At 63.1% G+C, this 17,169-nt stretch carries 18 protein-coding genes; 14 read left to right on the top strand and 4 right to left on the bottom strand.

The window, feature by feature from the left end:
* Nucleotides 1–36 precede the first annotated feature (36 nt).
* Nucleotides 37–1,080: an ABC transporter substrate-binding protein gene (locus GIB19_RS04020; RefSeq protein WP_265968128.1), complete on the bottom strand. Its 1,044-nt coding sequence runs from the start codon at nt 1,078–1,080 to the stop codon at nt 37–39.
* Nucleotides 1,081–1,257: 177 nt separating this feature from the next.
* On the opposite strand from GIB19_RS04020, the gene GIB19_RS04015 reads away from it, so the two are divergent.
* The 4 genes from GIB19_RS04015 to GIB19_RS04000 all read left to right on the top strand — a co-directional run bounded on the left by GIB19_RS04015 (nt 1,258) and on the right by GIB19_RS04000 (nt 6,232).
* Nucleotides 1,258–3,210 (top strand): oxidoreductase, encoded by a 1,953-nt coding sequence (locus GIB19_RS04015; RefSeq protein WP_274883708.1) that lies wholly within the window; start codon nt 1,258–1,260, stop codon nt 3,208–3,210.
* 38 nt (nt 3,211–3,248) lie between these two features.
* Complete coding sequence (locus GIB19_RS04010) at nt 3,249–3,851, top strand: helix-turn-helix domain-containing protein (protein ID WP_099429530.1); 603 nt, start codon at nt 3,249–3,251, stop codon at nt 3,849–3,851.
* Between the two features lie 38 nt (nt 3,852–3,889).
* Nucleotides 3,890–4,945 (top strand): GlxA family transcriptional regulator, encoded by a 1,056-nt coding sequence (locus GIB19_RS04005; RefSeq protein ID WP_099429531.1) that lies wholly within the window; start codon nt 3,890–3,892, stop codon nt 4,943–4,945.
* An 81-nt stretch (nt 4,946–5,026) separates the two neighbouring features.
* Nucleotides 5,027–6,232, top strand: coding sequence for an NAD(P)/FAD-dependent oxidoreductase (locus tag GIB19_RS04000; protein ID WP_274883707.1), 1,206 nt, complete (start codon nt 5,027–5,029; stop codon nt 6,230–6,232).
* Between the two features lie 120 nt (nt 6,233–6,352).
* Here GIB19_RS04000 and GIB19_RS03995 read toward each other — a convergent pair whose 3' ends face one another.
* A complete protein-coding gene (locus GIB19_RS03995; RefSeq protein ID WP_099429533.1) occupies nt 6,353–6,964 on the bottom strand; it encodes an FMN-dependent NADH-azoreductase in 612 nt (203 codons plus the stop codon).
* Between the two features lie 132 nt (nt 6,965–7,096).
* Here GIB19_RS03995 and GIB19_RS03990 point away from each other — a divergent pair, with 132 nt between their 5' ends.
* Nucleotides 7,097–7,999 (top strand): LysR substrate-binding domain-containing protein, encoded by a 903-nt coding sequence (locus GIB19_RS03990; RefSeq protein ID WP_027594779.1) that lies wholly within the window; start codon nt 7,097–7,099, stop codon nt 7,997–7,999.
* Entirely contained in the window at nt 7,992–8,351 is a 360-nt protein-coding gene (locus tag GIB19_RS03985; RefSeq protein WP_027594778.1) for an MmcQ/YjbR family DNA-binding protein, read from the top strand. Before GIB19_RS03990 ends, GIB19_RS03985 begins: the two co-directional genes overlap by 8 nt.
* Before the next feature lie 3 nt (nt 8,352–8,354).
* Here GIB19_RS03985 and GIB19_RS03980 read toward each other — a convergent pair whose 3' ends face one another.
* Both GIB19_RS03980 and GIB19_RS03975 read right to left on the bottom strand, forming a co-directional pair.
* Nucleotides 8,355–8,759 carry a DUF1294 domain-containing protein gene (locus GIB19_RS03980; protein ID WP_274883706.1) on the bottom strand — a complete coding sequence of 135 codons (405 nt, stop codon included), beginning with the start codon at nt 8,757–8,759 and terminating at the stop codon, nt 8,355–8,357.
* A 1-nt stretch (nt 8,760) separates the two neighbouring features.
* Nucleotides 8,761–9,591, bottom strand: a complete 831-nt coding sequence (locus tag GIB19_RS03975; RefSeq protein WP_027594776.1) for an undecaprenyl-diphosphate phosphatase — start codon at nt 9,589–9,591, stop codon at nt 8,761–8,763.
* Nucleotides 9,592–9,887: 296 nt separating this feature from the next.
* On the opposite strand from GIB19_RS03975, the gene mcpP reads away from it, so the two are divergent.
* The 8 genes from mcpP to GIB19_RS03935 all read left to right on the top strand — a co-directional run bounded on the left by mcpP (nt 9,888) and on the right by GIB19_RS03935 (nt 17,161).
* Nucleotides 9,888–11,522, top strand: coding sequence for a methyl-accepting chemotaxis protein McpP (gene mcpP, locus GIB19_RS03970; RefSeq protein WP_274883705.1), 1,635 nt, complete (start codon nt 9,888–9,890; stop codon nt 11,520–11,522).
* A gap of 115 nt (nt 11,523–11,637) precedes the next feature.
* On the top strand, nt 11,638–12,204 hold the full coding sequence (gene pnuC, locus GIB19_RS03965; RefSeq protein WP_027594774.1) for a nicotinamide riboside transporter PnuC: 567 nt from the start codon (nt 11,638–11,640) through the stop codon (nt 12,202–12,204).
* A complete protein-coding gene (locus tag GIB19_RS03960; protein WP_099429536.1) occupies nt 12,201–12,752 on the top strand; it encodes an AAA family ATPase in 552 nt (183 codons plus the stop codon). The genes pnuC and GIB19_RS03960 overlap by 4 nt, the downstream gene beginning before the upstream one ends.
* Nucleotides 12,753–13,050: 298 nt before the next feature.
* Complete coding sequence (locus tag GIB19_RS03955) at nt 13,051–13,488, top strand: hypothetical protein (RefSeq protein WP_027594772.1); 438 nt, start codon at nt 13,051–13,053, stop codon at nt 13,486–13,488.
* 1 nt (nt 13,489) lies between these two features.
* Nucleotides 13,490–14,062, top strand: coding sequence for a hypothetical protein (locus GIB19_RS03950; protein ID WP_027594771.1), 573 nt, complete (start codon nt 13,490–13,492; stop codon nt 14,060–14,062).
* A gap of 51 nt (nt 14,063–14,113) precedes the next feature.
* Entirely contained in the window at nt 14,114–15,613 is a 1,500-nt protein-coding gene (locus GIB19_RS03945; protein WP_099429537.1) for a heme utilization protein, read from the top strand.
* A 64-nt stretch (nt 15,614–15,677) separates the two neighbouring features.
* The gene (locus tag GIB19_RS03940; RefSeq protein WP_027594769.1) at nt 15,678–16,358 is read left to right on the top strand and encodes a C39 family peptidase; all 681 of its coding nucleotides are present in this window, start codon (nt 15,678–15,680) and stop codon (nt 16,356–16,358) included.
* 44 nt (nt 16,359–16,402) lie between these two features.
* Nucleotides 16,403–17,161, top strand: coding sequence for a hypothetical protein (locus tag GIB19_RS03935; RefSeq protein WP_099429538.1), 759 nt, complete (start codon nt 16,403–16,405; stop codon nt 17,159–17,161).
* Nucleotides 17,162–17,169 lie beyond the last annotated feature (8 nt).

Raw genomic sequence — 17,169 nt, 5'->3', positions numbered from 1 at the left:
GTTCATCCTGTTAGAAAGGCAGCTGTGAACACTAGGCTATTTCGTAGCCCAGGCATTGAATCGCTGCTCCAGCTCTTCGCCATGGTCGACCCAGAACTCCACGTTCATCGCCAGCGCCCCCTGCAGGTTCTGTGGCGAGGTTGGCACCCAGCCGGCCAGCCCCGGGGCGAGCCTGGCCGCTGCCTGGGTGTTGGTCGGCCCATAGGGGATCTGCTCGACGTAACGCACCTGGGTATCAGGCTGGTTGGCATAGGCGATCAGCCGCTTGGCCTGGTCGACATGCCGCGAGCCCTTGATGATCGCCCAATAGTCCATGCCATACAGGCTGCCCGGCCAGACCAATGCCAGCGGGCTGCCCTGCTGCGCCGCCACCGCGATGCGGCCACTGTAGGTAGACGTCATCACCACATCACCGGCGGTCAGCCACTGGGCCGGCTGGGCACCCGCGTCCCACCACTGGATATAGGGCTTGAGCTCAGTGAGTTTGGCAAACGCGCGGTCGACCCCGGCTGGCGTTGACAGCACCGTGTACACGTCCTCGACCTTGACCCCATCAGCCAGCAAGGCGAACTCCAGGTTGTACACCGCACGCTTGCGCAGGCCACGTTTGCCTGGGTACTTGCTGACGTCCCAGAAGTCTGCCCATGAAGCGGGGGCTTGAGCCAGCTTGTTGCGGTCGTAGGCAATCGCCACGCTCCACACCAGGGCGGCAGAACCGCAGTCCTGCGCGGCATCCGGAATCAGCTCGGCGGCATGGCCCAGGCGCTGCCAGTCCAGCCGCTCATAGATGCCCTCCTCACAGCCGCGCATCAGGTCGGGCCCCTCGATCTGCACCACGTCCCAATCGACGTTGCCGGTATCGGCCATGACCTGGATACGGGCCATTTCGCCGTTGTATTCGCTCTGGATCAACTTGCTGCCGTCCTGGGCACTGAAAGGCTTGAAGATCGCCTCGTCCTGGGCTTTCTGACCAGCGCCGCCATAACCGACCACGACCATTTGCGGCGCAGCGTGCGCACTGCCCAAGCCAAGGGCCAGAAGCGCTGCGCAAAGGTGGGTTCTGCGAGGGAATGCATGCATCGAGGTTTCCTCCTGCCGGTGCCCAAGGGCCCGATTTCTTGTTGTTGTGAGGTCACGCCCTCACCAGTGAGGGTGAAGAAAACCTAGCCGCGCACCAGTAAAAAAACAAGTTGATTTTTTACTGGCGGTACACTTTCATAAACAAAACAAGAACAACACCGCACCGGAGCCGCCCGTATGCAAACTGCCTTTCCCCACCTGTTCGAAACCTTGCAGATTCGCGGCAAACGGTTGAAGAACCGCATCATGTCCACGGGCCACGACACGTGCCTGCCCACCGACAACCTGGTCAACGACAAGCTCATCGCTTACCAGCGAGACCGCGCCGCCGGTGGGGTTGGCCTGATCGTGCTGCAGGTGGCCGGTGTGCATGACAGCGCCCGCTACACCTCCCACGTGCTGATGGCCACCGACGATGCCTGCATCGACGGCTACCGCCGCCTGGCCGAGGCCTGCCATGATCACGGCACCGTGGTGCTGTCGCAGCTGTTTCATCCGGGGCGGGAGATCATGGAATCTGCCGACGGCTTGCTGGCAGTGGCCTATTCGGCCTCGTCGGTGCCCAACGAGCGCTTCCGGGTGATGCCGCGCGCGCTGGACCAGCCGATGATCGATGACATCATCCAGGGCTATGCCAGCGCCGCCCGCCGCCTGCACCAGGCGGGGCTGGATGGCGTCGAAGTGGTCGCCAGCCATGGTTACCTGCCTGCGCAGTTTCTCAATCCGCGGGTCAACCTGCGCACCGATGGTTACAACGGCGGCCTGGAGCAGCGCCTGAGGTTTCTGCGCGAAGTGTTGGCGGCGGTGCGCGCCGCGACCGACGAACACTTCATCGTCGGCCTGCGCATCAGCGCCGACGAGCGTGACAGTGAAGGCCTGAGCGAAGACGAGTCGCTGGCGGCCGCCGAAGCGTTGCAAAGCCAGCTCGACTACCTGCACATCGTCGCCGGCACCTCGGCGTCCCTGGGGGGCGCGGTGCATATCGTCCCGCCCATGGCCATCGAGCCGGCCTACCTGGCGCGCGAAGCCGGCACGTTCAAGCAGCGCCTGGCCATTCCGTTGTTCGTTACTGGGCGCATCAACCAACCCCAAGAGGCCGAGCTGATCCTGGCGCGTGGCCAGGCCGACGTGTGTGGCATGACCCGCGCACTGATCTGCGACCCGCTGATGCCGACCAAGACCGAGCATGGCCGAGTTGAGGACGTGCGCGCCTGCATTGCCTGCAACCAGGCATGCATCGGGCATTTTCACCGCGGCCTGGCGATTTCCTGCATTCAGCGCCCAGAAACCGGCCGCGAACTGCAGTACGGCCAGATGACGCCCACCCCAGCCCCCAAGCGCATCCTGGTTGCAGGCGGCGGCCCCGCAGGCATGAAGGCGGCCACCGTCGCCGCCGCGCGCGGCCACCACGTCACCCTGTATGAGGCCGGCCCACAACTGGGTGGCCAGGTGCTGCTGGCGCAACTGCTACCCCGGCGCAGCGAATTCGGCGGCGCCAGCACCAACCTGCAACGGGAAATGGCCTTGGCCGGCGTGGAGGTGGAGCGCAACACGCGGGTCGACCGCGCACTGGTCGAGCGCGAGCGGCCCGACCTGGTGATTGCCGCCACCGGCGCCACGCCCTACTGGCCGGCATTCGAACGCGCCGGCGAACTGCAGGTAGTGGATGCCTGGCAAATCCTGCGCAACGAGGTCACCCCAGGGCGCTCGGTCCTGGTCATCGACTGGCGTTGCGACTGGATCGGCCCGGGTATCGCCGAGCGACTGACGCGCGAAGGGCATCAGGTGCAATTGGCGGTGAACGGCACCCATTGCGGCGAGAACCTGCCGCTGTACGTGCGCGATCAACTGGCTGGCGAGCTGCACCGCCTGGGTATTCCCATCACGCCCTACGCCCGCCTCTATGGCTGCGACGACAACACCGTGTACTTGCAGCACACGGCCAGCGGCGAACCAATGATCTTCGAAGGCATCGACACCTTGGTGCTGTGCCTGGGCCACCAGCCAAACGACACCTTGGCGACGGAGCTGGCCGGCCTGGTGGAAGTTCGGCGCATCGGCGACTGTCTGGCACCGCGTACCGCCGAGGAGGCGATTCACGATGGCCTGACGGTTGCCTGGGCGCTCTGAGGCTGTACATACTGCCGTTTTCCGACGGACCGACGTGCATGAGCCAACTCCCGCAGCCCCCCTCCGCCACCGACGACGGCAACGCCGCGCCGCAGTTTCTGGGAACCCGCATCCGCGGCCTGCGCAAGCGCCGCGGCATGACCCTGGCGGAGTTGGCCACACAGAGCGAGCTGACGGCCGGCTACATCAGCCAGTTGGAGCGCAACCTCTCTTACCCGTCGATCCCGGCTTTGTTCAACATCGCCCGCAGCCTGGGTGTGACCATCCAGTGGTTTTTTGCCAGCGAGGCCAGCACTGCGCCAGAGGACCAGGGCTACGTGGTACGCCGTAACAGCCGCCTCAGCGTGCATTATGAGGACGGCATCGTCGACCAACTGCTGACACCCCAGCCCAACCGCGAGCTGGAGATGCTTCACTCGCGCTTTCCACCGGGCACCTACAGCCAGCAGAGCTACAGCCACGACGGCGAAGAGGCAGGGTATATTCTCAGCGGCAGTTTTGAACTGTGGGTGGGCGAGCGCTATTTTCAGCTGGGCGAAGGCGACAGTTTCAGCTACTCCAGCCAGGAGCCGCATCGCTATGGCAACCCAGGGGACGTGGATGCTGTGGTGATCTGGGTGATCACGCCACCGACCTTTTGAGCCCGCCAAGCGGTCACTTTTGATCAGGCCATCCGCCAATGACTGAACACGCCCACCAGCTTGAGCCTGCGCTGCAACCGGTCGACCACCCTCGCGTCGTGGTCTTCGTCGCCTATCCGCACATGGGCCTGCTCGACCTCACGGGCGCCCAGACGGTGTTCTGGGCCGCCACCAAGGCCATGGCCGAACGCGGCCGACCAGGCTATCGGGTACACACCGCCAGCCTTGACGGCGGCCTGCAGCAAACCGCTGAAGGCCTGGTGGTGGCGACAGAAACCTTGGACACCGTGATGGCACAGGTTGTCGACACGCTGATCGTACCCGGCGCCCCGGACATCATCCGCACCCTCCCCGACCACGCGCCGCTGGTGGCCTGGCTGCGCCGCGCCGCCGTGCAGGCCAGGCGCACAGCCTCGGTGTGCAGCGGCACATTTCTGCTGGCCAGCGCCGGTTTGCTCGATGGGCGCCGCGCCGCCACCCACTGGGCCATGTGCGAGGTACTGCGCCGCGACTTCCCGGCGGTGCAGGTAGACCACGAGTCGATCTTCGTTCAGCAAGGCGCGGTGTGGACCTCGGCCGGGGTCAGCGCCGGCATCGACATGGCCCTCGCCCTGGTCGAACTGGACTGCGGCCGTGAAGTGGCGATGCAGGTGGCACGCGAGTTGGTGGTCTTTCTCAAGCGGCCTGGCGGCCAGGCGCAATTCAGTGAGCTGCTCAAGCTGCAGGGGCGCGATTGCAGCGAGTTCGAAGCCCTGCACCTCTGGCTCAACGAACACTTGGGCGACCCACGGCTGAGCGTCGAACACCTGGCCGAACAGGCGCACATGAGCCTGCGTAACTTCACCCGGGTGTACAAGCTCAAGACCGGCCGCACACCGGCCAAAGCCATTGAAGTGTTCCGCCTGGAAGCCGCGCGGCGCCTGCTGGAAAGCGCCGACAGCCACATCGAGCAGGTCGCGCGCCAGTGCGGTTTCGGCAACGAAGAACGCATGCGCCTGGCCTTCCAGCGTCAACTGGCGGTAACACCGCGTGACTACCGCGCCCGTTTTGCACGCTCTGTTTCGTTGGCCGAAATTCAGGGGTCTTTGGCCTAGGGCGTGACGCTCGTCGCTCGTAACATCGGTCTCCTCAAACACGGGCTACCTTGGTTACCCGGACATTCCAGGAGCACAACGATGAAGAATATCCTGATCATTGGCGCGGGCTTTGCCGGCCTCTGGAGCGCTCTGAGCGCTATACGCCAGCTGGACTTGAACGGTCGCAATGATGTCGAGGTGACGCTGCTCGCGCCCCAGGCCGAACTGCATGTACGCCCGCGCTTCTACGAACCTGAAGTACATACGATGGCCGCGCCGCTGGAAGCGCTGTTTGAGGCGGTGAACGTGCGCTTTGTGCAAGGCACGGCCTTCCACATCGACGAAGCCGCCAGGCGCGTGCGCTATCGCACGCAAAGCGGTACCGAGTGCGAGCTGGGTTATGACCGCCTGATCATGGCCTGCGGCAGTGTGCTCAACCGGCCGGACATGGTCGGCATCGAGCATGTTTTCGATGTCGACAAGATCGACAGCGCGGCGCGCCTGGAGGCGCACCTCAAGTCCCTGGCTAGCCTGCCGGACACACCTGCCCGCAACACCGTGGTGGTGGCCGGGGGTGGCTTCACCGGCATCGAGACTGCCACCGAGTTGCCGGCGCGCTTGCGCAACATCCTCGGTGACCAGGCCACACTGCGTGTGCTGGTCATCGACCGTGGCGCCAGGATCGGCGCAGCCTTGGGTGATGGCATCCGCCCCGCGATCGAGCAGGCATCCGAGGCTTTGGGGGTGGAATGGATCTGCGGCGCAACCGTGGCCTCGGTGGACCCCGACGGCGTCCTGCTGGATAACGGCCAGCGCATCGATGCCAATACCGTGATCTGGACGGTGGGGTTCAAGGCCAACCCATTGACCGAGCAGATCAGCGGTGACCGGGACCGCCAAGGTCGGCTGCACGTGGACGGCAACCTCAAGGTCAAGGGTAACGACGCGGTCTACGCGGCAGGTGACGTTGCATATGCCACCTGCGACGAGGCTGGCAACTATGCGGTAATGTCTTGCCAGCATGCGATCCCGCTGGGCCGCTACGCCGGCAACAATGCCGTGGCCGAATTGATCGGCGTGGCACCGATGACCTACAGCCAGCCCAAGTACGTCACCTGCCTCGACCTGGGCGCCTGGGGCGCAGTGTATACCGAAGGTTGGGAGCGCAAGGTGTCGCCACCGGAAGACAAGGCAGAGGCCAAGGTGCTCAAATCGCAGATCAACACGGGCTGGATCTACCCACCGGCCGCGAACGATCGTGCGGCGGCGCTGGCGGCGGCTGACCCGACGATACCGGTCGCCTGACACAGCCGAATCGCCGGCAAGCCGGCTCCCACAGGTACAGCGCCAGAACTGAGGTTGGCGCTAGCTCTGTGGGAGCCGGCTTGCCGGCGATGGGGCGCAAGGCGCCCCCTTTTACCGCAATCAGGCAGCAGCGAACAGCTCGTTGGCGATCTGGGCCTGTGCGGCGTCGATGGCCTGGCTGCGGTGCTCTGGGCCGTAGGCCAGACCATGGGCGCGTACGATTTCCAGGTCGGTGACACCGATAAAGCCCAGGAACACCTTGAGGAAGTCTTCATGGCCGGCACCCGTCGGCTGGCCAGCGTGCAGGCCACCGGCGGTGGATACCAGGATCACCTTCTTGTTACCGCACAGGCCTTCAGGGCCGGCTTCGGTGTAGCGGAAGGTCTTGCCGGCAACGGCTACGCGGTCAATCCAGGCCTTGAGCTGGGTCGGCACGGTGAAGTTGTACATCGGCGCACCCATCACAACGGCGTCGGCGGCGAGGAATTCTTCCAGGGTTTCGGCGCTCAGCTTGGCTTCGAAGGCCTGGGCCGCGTCGCGCATGCCTTCAGCGGTACCGGCGGCCACCAAGGTAGCAGCGGAGAAGTGGGCGATGGCGTCGGCAGCCAGGTCGCGGTAGACCACTTCCAGGCTTGGGTCGGTGGCTTTCCAGGCTTCGACCACTTCGCGGCTCAGCTGGCGGGAGGCGGAATTGTCGCCCAGGATGCTCGAATCGATGTGCAACAGTTTCATGGGACTCTCCTGTAATGAAGACCGCGGCATTGGGCGATCACGATGGGGAGAATCCTACCGGGATGACGAATAGCTGATAAGCAGGCAAAAATGCGTTAGTTTGTCCCACAGATGGAACAGTGAGACATTCCCATGCAAGACCTCAACGACCTCTTCTACTTCGCACGCGTGGTCGAAGCCGGCGGTTTCGCCGCTGCCGGGCGCCAGCTGGGCATCCCTAAATCACGCCTGTCACGGCGCATCGCCGAGCTGGAAGAGCGCCTGGGCACACGCCTGCTGCAGCGCACCACGCGGCAATTGAAGCTGACCGCCGTGGGCGAGCGCTACCTGCACCACTGCCAGGCCATGCTGCTGGAGGCAGAAGCCGCCGACGAGGCCGTCGCCAGCATGAGCAGCGAACCACGCGGGCGGCTGCGGGTGTCATGCCCAGTAGCACTGGCACATGCGTTTCTGCCGGACGTGATCAGCCGTTTTCTCGCACAGTACCCACTGGTGCAACTGGACATGGTCCTGCTCAACCGCCGGGTCGACCTGATTTCCGAAGGCATCGACGTAGCCCTGCGCGTGCGTGACCTGGGCGACGAGGACCCGGCCCTGGTTACCCGCCGGCTGCGCCAGGCGCAGATGCAACTGGTCGCCGCTCCAGGCTTTGCCGACCACATTCGCGAGCCCGCCGAGCTGGCCTCATTGCCGGTGCTGGGCGCGGCCGAAGCTGACCGGCTGGTACACTTTCGCCTGCTCGGCCCGAATGGACGCCAACAGGACATCGCCCTGGAGCCACGCTTGGCCATCGATGATTTCGTGGTGCGCAATGCCGCGGTCCGCGCCGGGTTGGGCTTCACTGCGCTGCCCAGTATGTTCTGCGAAGAGGAACTGGAACGTGGCGAGCTGGTGCGGCTGCTGCCGGACTGGTCATTGCCGGGGGGGTATCTGCAGGCGGTGTACCCTCACCGGCGCGGTGTGTTGCCGGCCGTACGGGTCTGGATTGATCATCTGGCGGCGTCGTTCGAGGCCTGTGGGGAGCGTTATGTCTAAGCAGAAAATGACCGAAGCCCAAGTGGCGGACTTTTGCCTGAGCCTGCCCGGTGCGCGGGAGGACTATAAATGGGGCGGTATCCGGGTGTTTTCGGTCGCAGGCAACAAGATGTTCGCGGTGCTGGACCTGGCGGGCGCAGGGTTATCGTTCAAGGTCGCCGATGAGCTGTTTCTGGGCTACTGCGACCGCCCCGGCGTGCGTCCCGCGCCCTACCTGGCCCGGGCGCGGTGGGTCAGCATGGCGCCGCCTTACCCCATGGGGCGCGACGAGCTGTGTGACCTGCTGCAGCGTTCGCACCAATTGGTGGTGCGAAAGCTGGCGAAGCGGTTGCAGGTGGGCTTGTTGATCTGATGATCAGATGGCGGAGAGCAGGTGGCGCCCCAAAAACAGGTAGTCCACCCAGAACACCTGATGCAGCAACACAATCCCCCAGAACACCAGCTGATACGACAGCTTGCGCGTCTTGTGCCGGAACATCTGCTGCGCAACCAGCGCCCCCGGCCAGCCGCCACACAGCTCGCTGGCATGCAGTACTTTTTCTGGCGTGCGCCAGGCCTGGCTGCGTGCCTGTTGTTTGTCCTGCCAGTACAGCAGCAGGCTGATCAGGCTTACCGCCGGGTAGAGCGCCAACGGCACCCAGGACTGGTCGGTCCAGGCCATCTGCGCCGCCCCCAGGCCCGGCAGCAGGCACAGCGCGCCCAACACCAGCAGTTTCAGGCGCACATTACGTACGCCCTCCTCGCTTTGAGCTTTGGCCATATCAACCGTGCGCCGTCGACCAGTCGACCCAACCGAACTGCCAGGTCGCCAGGATCAACAGGCCAAAGGCAATACGGTACCAGGCGAACGCCGCATAGCTGTGGTTGGCGATGAACTTGAGCAACGCGCGCACAGCGATCATGGCAAAGATGAACGAGGTCACGAAGCCGATGGCGAATACCGGCAAGTCGCTTGGCTGGAACAGGTCACGGTACTTGTAGCCCGAGTACACCGCTGCACCGACCATGGTCGGCATCGCCAGGAAGAACGAGAACTCGGTCGCGGCCTTGCGCGACAGCCCGAACAGCAGGCCGCCAATGATGGTCGAGCCAGAACGCGAGGTACCCGGAATCATGGCCAGGCACTGGACGAAACCAATTTTCAAGGCATGGCTCCAGCGCATCTCGTCAACGTGGTCGACCTCCACGCGGTGCTCACGGCGCTCGGCCCAGAGCATGATCACGCCGCCCACCACCAAGGCCGCAGCCACGGTGATCGGGTTGAACAGGTATTCGTGAATCAGGTCGGCGAACAGCACGCCCAACACCACCGCCGGCATGAACGCCAGCAGCAGGTTACCCGTAAAGCGCCGCGCCGTAGGCTGGGTGGTGAGCCCAAAGACCACGTCGAGTATCTTGCGTCGGAATTCCCACACCACCGCCAGGATGGCGGCAAGCTGGATGATGATGTTGAACGCCATGGCCCGTTCGCCACCAAAGCCGATGAGGTCGGCGACGATGATCTGGTGCCCGGTGCTGGAGATCGGCAAGAACTCCGTCAACCCTTCGACCACGCCTAAGATGATTGCCTGAAAGGCAGTCCAAAAATCCATCATTCCCCCGATGGAGCGCTGCTGCTGCAGGCCCCTTGTTCTTGATTTACTTGAAGTTGCCGCACACGGCCCGGCAGTTTTACAGCGACTGTTGGGCGTAACGCCAGTGGAAAAGTTCACGCCCCCTAAAGGTTTCATCTTGCGCGGCCGAAATCCTATCAAAGCCGCTTTGCAATGGCTTGCTCCGTTGCTGCAGACTACGACCAGACTAGCACTTAGCCATTAGTCGAGTGGGGGCTTGTCGCAAAGCATGCTTGGATGCACCTGAATAACAAGAACAAGGCGGGAGTGCCTGGATGAAAACCCTGAGATCGATGTCGATCAGCCGTCGTCTGTGGCTGATTCTGCTGGTGGCAGTGGCGATGCTGGTAGTACTGGGCCTGCTGATGCTGCGCCAGATCCATGGCGACCTGTATCACGCCAAGGCGGAAAAGACCCGCCACGTGGTGCAGACCGCAGCCGGTGTGCTGGCCTATTACCAAGGCCTGGAGGCGGCCGGCACGCTGAGCCGCGATGCCGCCCAGCAACAGGCGTTGCAGGTGGTGCGCGCCCTACGTTACGACCACGACGACTACTTCTGGATCAACGACCTGGGGCCGAAGATGATCATGCATCCGGCAAACCCCAAGCTCGACGGCCAGGACCTGTCTGCCATTCGCGACCCCGACGGCTTTGCCGTGTTCAACGAAATGGTCAACCTCGCCCGCAGCCAGGGCGCCGGCCCGGTCAACTATCGCTGGCCCAAACCCGGCGCCAGTGAACCGGTGGCCAAAACCTCCTATATACAGCTGTTCAAGCCGTGGGGCTGGGTTATCGGCTCAGGCGTTTACATCGATGACGTGCAGGCCGAATTTGCCCGGCAATTGCGCGACGCCTCGCTGGTCGGCCTGGGCATTGCGCTGCTGATGGCGCTGGTGGTCATGCTGATTGCCCGCAGTATCGCCCGCCCCTTGCAGGAGGCCGTGCAGGCCATGGGCACAATCGCCAGTGGCGAAAGCGACCTGACCCGACGCCTGGACACCCACGGCCGGGATGAAATCACGCACTTGGGTGAACACTTCAACCGCTTCAACGGCAAGCTTCAGGGCGTGGTCGGCCAGCTGCAGGGCGCCGCCCATGACCTGGCCAGGTCCGCCGGCCATGTCGGTGACAACGCCGGGGCAGCGCAACAGCACAGTGCCCAGCAATCCCAACAGATGGAGCAGGTGGCCACGGCCGTCAACGAAGTCACCTACGCCGTGCAGGATGTGGCCAAGACAGCCGAGCAGGCCGCCGGGGAAATGCGCGCGGCGCAGCAACAAGTGCAGCATGGCCAGCAGGCCATTCATGGCAGCCTGGAACAGATCGATCGGCTGTCGGCGACCATCGACCAGGCTGTCCAGGTGATTCGCGACCTGGCCGGGCACAGCACGCGCATTGGGGGTGTGCTGGACGTGATCCGCTCCATCGCCGAGCAGACCAACCTGCTCGCCCTCAACGCGGCCATCGAAGCGGCACGCGCCGGTGAACAGGGCCGTGGCTTTGCGGTGGTCGCCGACGAGGTTCGCCTGCTGGCCCAGCGCACCGCTCAGTCCACGGCCGAAATCCATACCATGATCGAGCACCTGCAAGGCCAGTCGGACGCGGCAGTACGGGCTATTGACACCAGCAGCGAGGCCTCGCGCCAGACCATCGAGCAGGCCCGCGAGGCCGGTGCCAGCCTGGATGCCATTAGCCAGGTGCTGCACAACCTGACCGCGCTCAACGCGTCCATCGCCAGTGCCACCTTGCAGCAATCGCATGTGGTCGAGGAGATCAACCGCAACGTGCTGGATACCGCCGGCTTGTCCCAGCAGACCGCCGAGGCGGCGCGCCAGTCGAGTGATGCAGGCGTGGCGCTGGGGCGGTTGAGTGAGGAACTGGAGCAACTGTTGCGGCAGTTCCGCGTGTAGCCCCCTGTAGGCGCGGCCTTATTGCCACGCAAGGCCGCGCCTACACCCGTACTACTCCTTCTATTATCGACAAGCTACAATCGCGCCCCTCTTATCGCCTCTCCAAGGATCGCCGATGTCCGGCCTTGAACTCATCGCCGCCGTACTCGGCGTCACCGCTGTCTGGCTCACCGTCAAGCAGAACGCCTGGTGCTGGCCGATCGGGCTGGTCATGGTGTTGATCTATGGCTGGCTGTTCTTCGAGGTGAAGCTGTACTCGGGTATGTTGCTGCAAGTGGCCTACGCCCTGTTGCAGCTGTACGGCTGGTGGCAATGGAAGCGCCCAGGCCGTGCGCACGATGCCCGCCAGGTGACACGCCTGCACACGCGCGCGCTGTGCACCGGGCTCGCACTCGGCGCACTGCTCAGCACGGCCCTGGGTGCAGCCATGGCCAACTGGACCGATGCCGCCCTGCCCTGGCTCGACGCCACGCTGACCGGCTTCAGCCTGGTCGCGCAACTGTGGATGGCACAGAAACGCCTGCAATGCTGGCCATTGTGGTTTGTGGTAGACATTGTCTATGTCGGCCAATACCTGCATCAGCAACTGTATTTCACCGCAGGCTTCTTCGCGGTGCTCACGCTGATCGCCATACGTGGCTGGCTGGAATGGCGCCGTGACCCCGCGCTGGTGCAAGCATGAAGGTGCTGGTGCTGTGCGGGCCGGAATCCAGCGGCAAGAGCTGGCTAAGTGGCGTGCTGCAGGCGCATTTCGGTGGCGTGGTGGTCGCTGAATACGTGCGCCACTTCATCGACCAGGAATGCCGCGACACCTGCTACGCCGACATCCCCACCATCGCCCAGGGCCAGCTCGAGTGGGAAGACCGCGCCCGCGCGCAAGCGCCCGAACTGTTGATACTCGACACCCACTTGCTCAGCAACATGCTCTGGAGCCGCGCCCTGTTCGACGACTGCCCGGCCTGGCTGGAAGAGGCCTTGCTTGCTCGGCACTACGACCTGCACCTGTTACTGAGCCCTCAAGGCGTGGACTGGGTTGCCGATGGCCAGCGTTGCCACCCCGACCTGAACGACCGTCAGCGCTTTTTCGACGACAGCCTGCAGTGGCTGCAACGCCATCAACAAGCGCTATTGGTGATTGATGGCAATTGGCCGCAACGCCAGTTGCGGGCCTTGCAAGCAGTCGCTACGCTGCTTGATAGCGATGCGCCAGCCTGCCCCACCGAGTGTTAAGCCACTGACACACCCTGGTGGGTGATAGTCCCCGCAAATGCGGGGGTTGCCCCTGTTCCGGGGGCAGTGTCAACCTCGTGAAACACCCCTGCAAAAATCCCTCCAAGCACGGCCTGTGCTGGCTTTGCCAGTGGCTGGCCAAATGCTCTGTTTCAGCGGTGATACAAAAAAAGCCGCTCTTCTTCAGCTTTTCTTCCCAACGTGTTGATTCCATAGCATTAACTGAAAGCGGCACACCTTCTGCTCTCTTATTCGCAACGCTGAATAGGGCCAGCGCTCAAAAGAAGGAATTGCCATCGTGGGGAATCTTGATAAAGGCATTTATCGGCTCCTGCTGGTCAGTAGCATCGTCGGATCGGGTTTGAGCCTGCCTGCCCAGGCCGAGAATGGGATCATCACCATTACCCGCGATGTGCAGACGCGCAACGCGACCATCCCGCCGCTGATTCCTGACCCCAGCCCGACCACCGTCAACGCCAACCCGTCCGCGCAGATTCTCAAGCAAACCCATGAGCTGAGCGACGGCGACTTTGCCAACATCAGCAGCGGTGCCGGCATCAGCGCCCTGGTCACGCAACAGACCAACACCATTGGCGGCAACGTCACTAACCAGACGCAACTGCCCAACCTCGCCGCCGGGCGCGGCTCAGGTTCAGGCAACGGCATCTCCAACATGGTCAACTCAAGCGTGCAACGCGGCCTGGCCCCCTTGCAAATCCTGACGGGAGGCAAGTGAGATGAGGCATACGCTGCTGATCCTGGCCACGCTCTGCAGTGCGCCGGCCTTTGCGCAATCCCCCGTGATCAACAACGCCAACATCGACGATTCGGGCAGCCAATACCAGGGCAACCTCACCGTCAACCAGGCAGCCGGCGACCTGCAGCAGCAGGCTAACGCCCGCGCCATCGCCGTGGGCCATGAGGCCAGCGCCACCACCCAGATACGCCAGCGGCTCGGCACCGCAGTCGACCGCAACATGGATGCCACCGCCAGCATCCAGGGCAATGCTTTCAGCCAAGGCAGCGGCGCCCTGGGCGTCAACCAGAGCGCCGGTGCCAGCACCCAGCAAGCCAACGCACTGCGCATCAGCCTCAGTACTCAACCGCAAAGCATCGACGACAGCGTCCTCATGCAACAGAACGTGGCGCTGCTCAACAACTCCGATCCAGCTGACACCGCACCCGGCCATCGCCAGGTCACGACCAGTGACCAGGCATTCACCGGTAGCCGTGGGGTGATTCAGGTGAATCAGAGTGCCGGGGTGGGAAACCGAATGGCCAACACCTTGAGCATACGGGTCGCGGATTGACCCAAACAGTTAAGAACAACACTTAACCTAAATAAAGTACGGAGAATCACCATGAAACCCTCGATGGCAATCAAGCCTCTGGTTTTCGCAATTGCTGCGGTCATGGCTGTTGCTGTACAAGCTGGGCAAAACGATCGGCGTAATGACCATCACAATGGCCACCACAACAATGGTCAGCACACGCCTCCACCCACCAAGATCCCGGTGTACGCCACCGCCAACGCCATAGATAGCCAGCGCAGCACCGGCAATACCGTCACCAACCAAGGCACCATCAACGAAGCCGAGATGAGCAGCTCGGCCACCGGTGCCAGCGGCAACGTCGGGGTCAACGTGGCGGCCGGTAACGGCAACCAACAAGACAACGCCGCTGCCATCGCCAACGCAGCGTCCGACTCGAGCCTGGACAACAGCTTCGTGTTCGGCACCGCCGAAGCCACTGCGGACGTTCGCCAGTTCAGCAACAACAACCGGGTCGACAACTGGTCTACCCAATCGTCTGCGGTGATGAGCGGTTCGGGTGACGGCTCCTCCGGTAACGTGGGCGTCAACATTGCTGGCGGCGACCTCAACCAACAGAAAAACACCATGGCGATCGCCAACACCAATGCGCCATTGGGTAATGCCACCGCAACCGCCTCTGCCGACCAGAACGGCCCAGGCCTGACCGTGCACAACAACGCGGACCGCACCTACCGTGTGGATACGCTGACCTTCACCACGTCGGCCAGCGGTTCGAGCTCTCGCGATGGCTCGTTCACCTCCAGCGATGACCGCAGCTCGTCCTCGAGCTTCAGCGTGGCGGGCGCCCAAAGCGCCAGCAACAATGGCTCTAGCTCCTGGAACTCCAGTGGCTCGGCCAGTTCGAACGCCAGCGGCTCCAACAGCTCCAACGCCAGCGGGTCGAACAGCGCCACTGCCAGCGGCTCCAATAGCTGGAACGCCAGCGGCTCTGCCAGCGCCAACGCCAGCTCGTCCAGCAGTGCCAGCCTGAACGCTACCCTGGCTGCTGCCGCCGATGCGACGCGCACTGTGACCACCGACGATGGCCGTCGTGAACGCACCCGCACCGACAGCTTCGATGCTTCGCTCAATGCGTCGCTCGATGCTTCGATCGACAAGTCGCATGAAAGCGCCTACGACTCGTCGTTCGAAAAAGCGTTCGACTCCTCCTACGACAAGACCCGCAACTCTTCGTACGACAAGTCTCGCGACTCTTCGTACGAGAAGTCCCGCGACTCTTCGTATGAGAAAGCCCACGATTCTTCTTACGCAAACGCTTCGGAGTCTGCGTACGAAAAATCGGGCGAAAAAGCCAATCAATCGTCTAACGACGTGTCGAAAAGCTTCAGCGAAAGCAGCTCGTATGACCTGAGCAACACCGTGTCCTTCCAAGTGCTGACCCCAACCGGCTGGGCCAACCCTGTGACCAACACTGCAACCCTGAGCGGTTCGGTGAATGGCGGCAGCGGCAACCTGGGCGTCAACGTGGCAGCCGGTGTGGGCAACCAGCAAAGCAACTCGCTGGCCATCTCCAACACCTCGTTCTAACAGCTGTAGCCTCGAGGCCCCCTGCGGGGGGCCTTTTTCAACCAGAACAAGAAGGCACCCGATCATGCGTATTTTCGCCTTGGCGTTTTTGCTGTGCCTGGCCAGCGTGAGCGAAGCTGCACAAATGCCGTTGTCCGTGCTGCCCGGTGGCGCGGTGGTGTTCAAACCCATCCAGAGTGTGCGCGAGCGCAAGTTCGCCGACCTGGTGCAACAAAAAACCGACTTCAGTTGTGGCGCCGCGGCGCTGGCTACCATCCTGCGCCAGGCCTATTGGCTGGACGTGGACGAACAACACATCATCGAAGGCATGCTGGCGCACGCCGATCAAGACTTGGTGCGCACGCAGGGCTTCTCCATGCTCGACATGAAACGCTACGTGGAAAGCCTGGGCATGCGCGCCCGTGGGTACCGGGTAGCACCCGAAACCCTGACTAGCGTGCGTATCCCGGTCGTGGTGCTGATGGACATCCGTGGCTACAAGCACTTTGTGGTCATGCAAAAGGTCGACAACGGCTGGGTGTACATCGGTGACCCTGTGCTGGGTCACAAACGCTTCAAGGTCGAGGACTTCCTCAAAGGCTGGAACGGCATCATCTTCGCCGTGATCGGCCAGGGTTATGACAAGGGCAATGCCCTGCTCGACCCGCCTCTGCCACTGACTGCCAAGGGCCGCGTCAATAACTTCACCCCGGTACAGGACGCAGAGCTGCTGGATTTCGGTTTCATCAAAAGCGACTTTTTCTAACGGTTCTTCTAACGATAGGGAGCACGACGCTCCGGGAGCATCCAATGAAGATTCCATTCTGGCTAGCCGTGGCATGCCTGGCCGCCAGCCTACCGACCCACGCACAGCCGCTCACCCCCATCGAACTGAAGGATCAGGAGTTGGCGAACCTGCGCGGGCGCTACGTGATGCCGGGGCGGATCGTCAGCTTCGGCATCGTCATGACCAGCACCTGGCAGAATGCCAAGGGCGACGTGATCGGTGCATCGTCGACGCTGCAAGTGCAGCAAAACACCATCAAACCGCAGTTCTATGTGTCGATGATCGACGAAAAAGGCACCAGTGCGGCCCATTCGCAAAGTGCCAACCCCGCGCCCGGCACCGGTGCGGTCAGCGGCGGCAGCGGCCTGAACTCCACCGAAGGGGTGACCCAGGTGGTGCGTGCGGCGGGCGACAACAACACCGCCTATAACAATGTCGACATCAACGTCACCAAGGCCAACCAGGCGCCCGTGGCCCAGCCGCAGGGCCAGGCACTGACCGCAGGCTCGACCCTGGTCGGCGAAAACGGCGCAGGCGCGCTGAGCGTTTCGTCCACCGGCGTGGGCGTGCAGCTCAATATCAATGCCGCCAACAACCAGGGCAGCACCGTGCAACGCCTGGCCCAAGGGGGCCTGACGCAGAACACGACGTTGCTTGGCAACGGCAACCAGGTCAGCAACCTCACCTCCCTCAACGTCGTCATGCGCGAGAACGTACCCACGGCCGCTTCGCTGAACGGTAGCCTCGACCAGCTCAAAGGTCTTCGCACTCTCGGATACTGATCTACGCT

Origin of the sequence: Pseudomonas sp. ITEM 17296 (genome assembly GCF_028895205.1) — a bacterium.
Classification (GTDB): Bacteria; Pseudomonadota; Gammaproteobacteria; order Pseudomonadales; family Pseudomonadaceae; genus Aquipseudomonas; species Aquipseudomonas kermanshahensis.
This window is presented reverse-complemented; position numbering and strand designations above follow the sequence as displayed.

Excerpts from the sequence above, each read along its gene's own strand:
- GIB19_RS04020 (WP_265968128.1), bottom strand. The coding sequence starts at position 1,080 with ATGCATGCATTCCCTCGCAGAACCCACCTTTGCGCAGCGCTTCTGGCC.
- GIB19_RS03950 (WP_027594771.1), top strand. The coding sequence starts at position 13,490 with ATGAGGCATACGCTGCTGATCCTGGCCACGCTCTGCAGTGCGCCGGCC.
- GIB19_RS03975 (WP_027594776.1), bottom strand. The coding sequence starts at position 9,591 with ATGGATTTTTGGACTGCCTTTCAGGCAATCATCTTAGGCGTGGTCGAA.
- GIB19_RS03985 (WP_027594778.1), top strand. The coding sequence starts at position 7,992 with ATGTCTAAGCAGAAAATGACCGAAGCCCAAGTGGCGGACTTTTGCCTG.
- GIB19_RS04015 (WP_274883708.1), top strand. The coding sequence starts at position 1,258 with ATGCAAACTGCCTTTCCCCACCTGTTCGAAACCTTGCAGATTCGCGGC.
- GIB19_RS03960 (WP_099429536.1), top strand. The coding sequence starts at position 12,201 with ATGAAGGTGCTGGTGCTGTGCGGGCCGGAATCCAGCGGCAAGAGCTGG.
- GIB19_RS04010 (WP_099429530.1), top strand. The coding sequence starts at position 3,249 with ATGAGCCAACTCCCGCAGCCCCCCTCCGCCACCGACGACGGCAACGCC.
- GIB19_RS04000 (WP_274883707.1), top strand. The coding sequence starts at position 5,027 with ATGAAGAATATCCTGATCATTGGCGCGGGCTTTGCCGGCCTCTGGAGC.
- GIB19_RS03940 (WP_027594769.1), top strand. The coding sequence starts at position 15,678 with ATGCGTATTTTCGCCTTGGCGTTTTTGCTGTGCCTGGCCAGCGTGAGC.
- GIB19_RS04005 (WP_099429531.1), top strand. The coding sequence starts at position 3,890 with ATGACTGAACACGCCCACCAGCTTGAGCCTGCGCTGCAACCGGTCGAC.
- mcpP (WP_274883705.1), top strand. The coding sequence starts at position 9,888 with ATGAAAACCCTGAGATCGATGTCGATCAGCCGTCGTCTGTGGCTGATT.
- pnuC (WP_027594774.1), top strand. The coding sequence starts at position 11,638 with ATGTCCGGCCTTGAACTCATCGCCGCCGTACTCGGCGTCACCGCTGTC.
- GIB19_RS03995 (WP_099429533.1), bottom strand. The coding sequence starts at position 6,964 with ATGAAACTGTTGCACATCGATTCGAGCATCCTGGGCGACAATTCCGCC.
- GIB19_RS03990 (WP_027594779.1), top strand. The coding sequence starts at position 7,097 with ATGCAAGACCTCAACGACCTCTTCTACTTCGCACGCGTGGTCGAAGCC.
- GIB19_RS03935 (WP_099429538.1), top strand. The coding sequence starts at position 16,403 with ATGAAGATTCCATTCTGGCTAGCCGTGGCATGCCTGGCCGCCAGCCTA.
- GIB19_RS03980 (WP_274883706.1), bottom strand. The coding sequence starts at position 8,759 with ATGGCCAAAGCTCAAAGCGAGGAGGGCGTACGTAATGTGCGCCTGAAA.
- GIB19_RS03945 (WP_099429537.1), top strand. The coding sequence starts at position 14,114 with ATGAAACCCTCGATGGCAATCAAGCCTCTGGTTTTCGCAATTGCTGCG.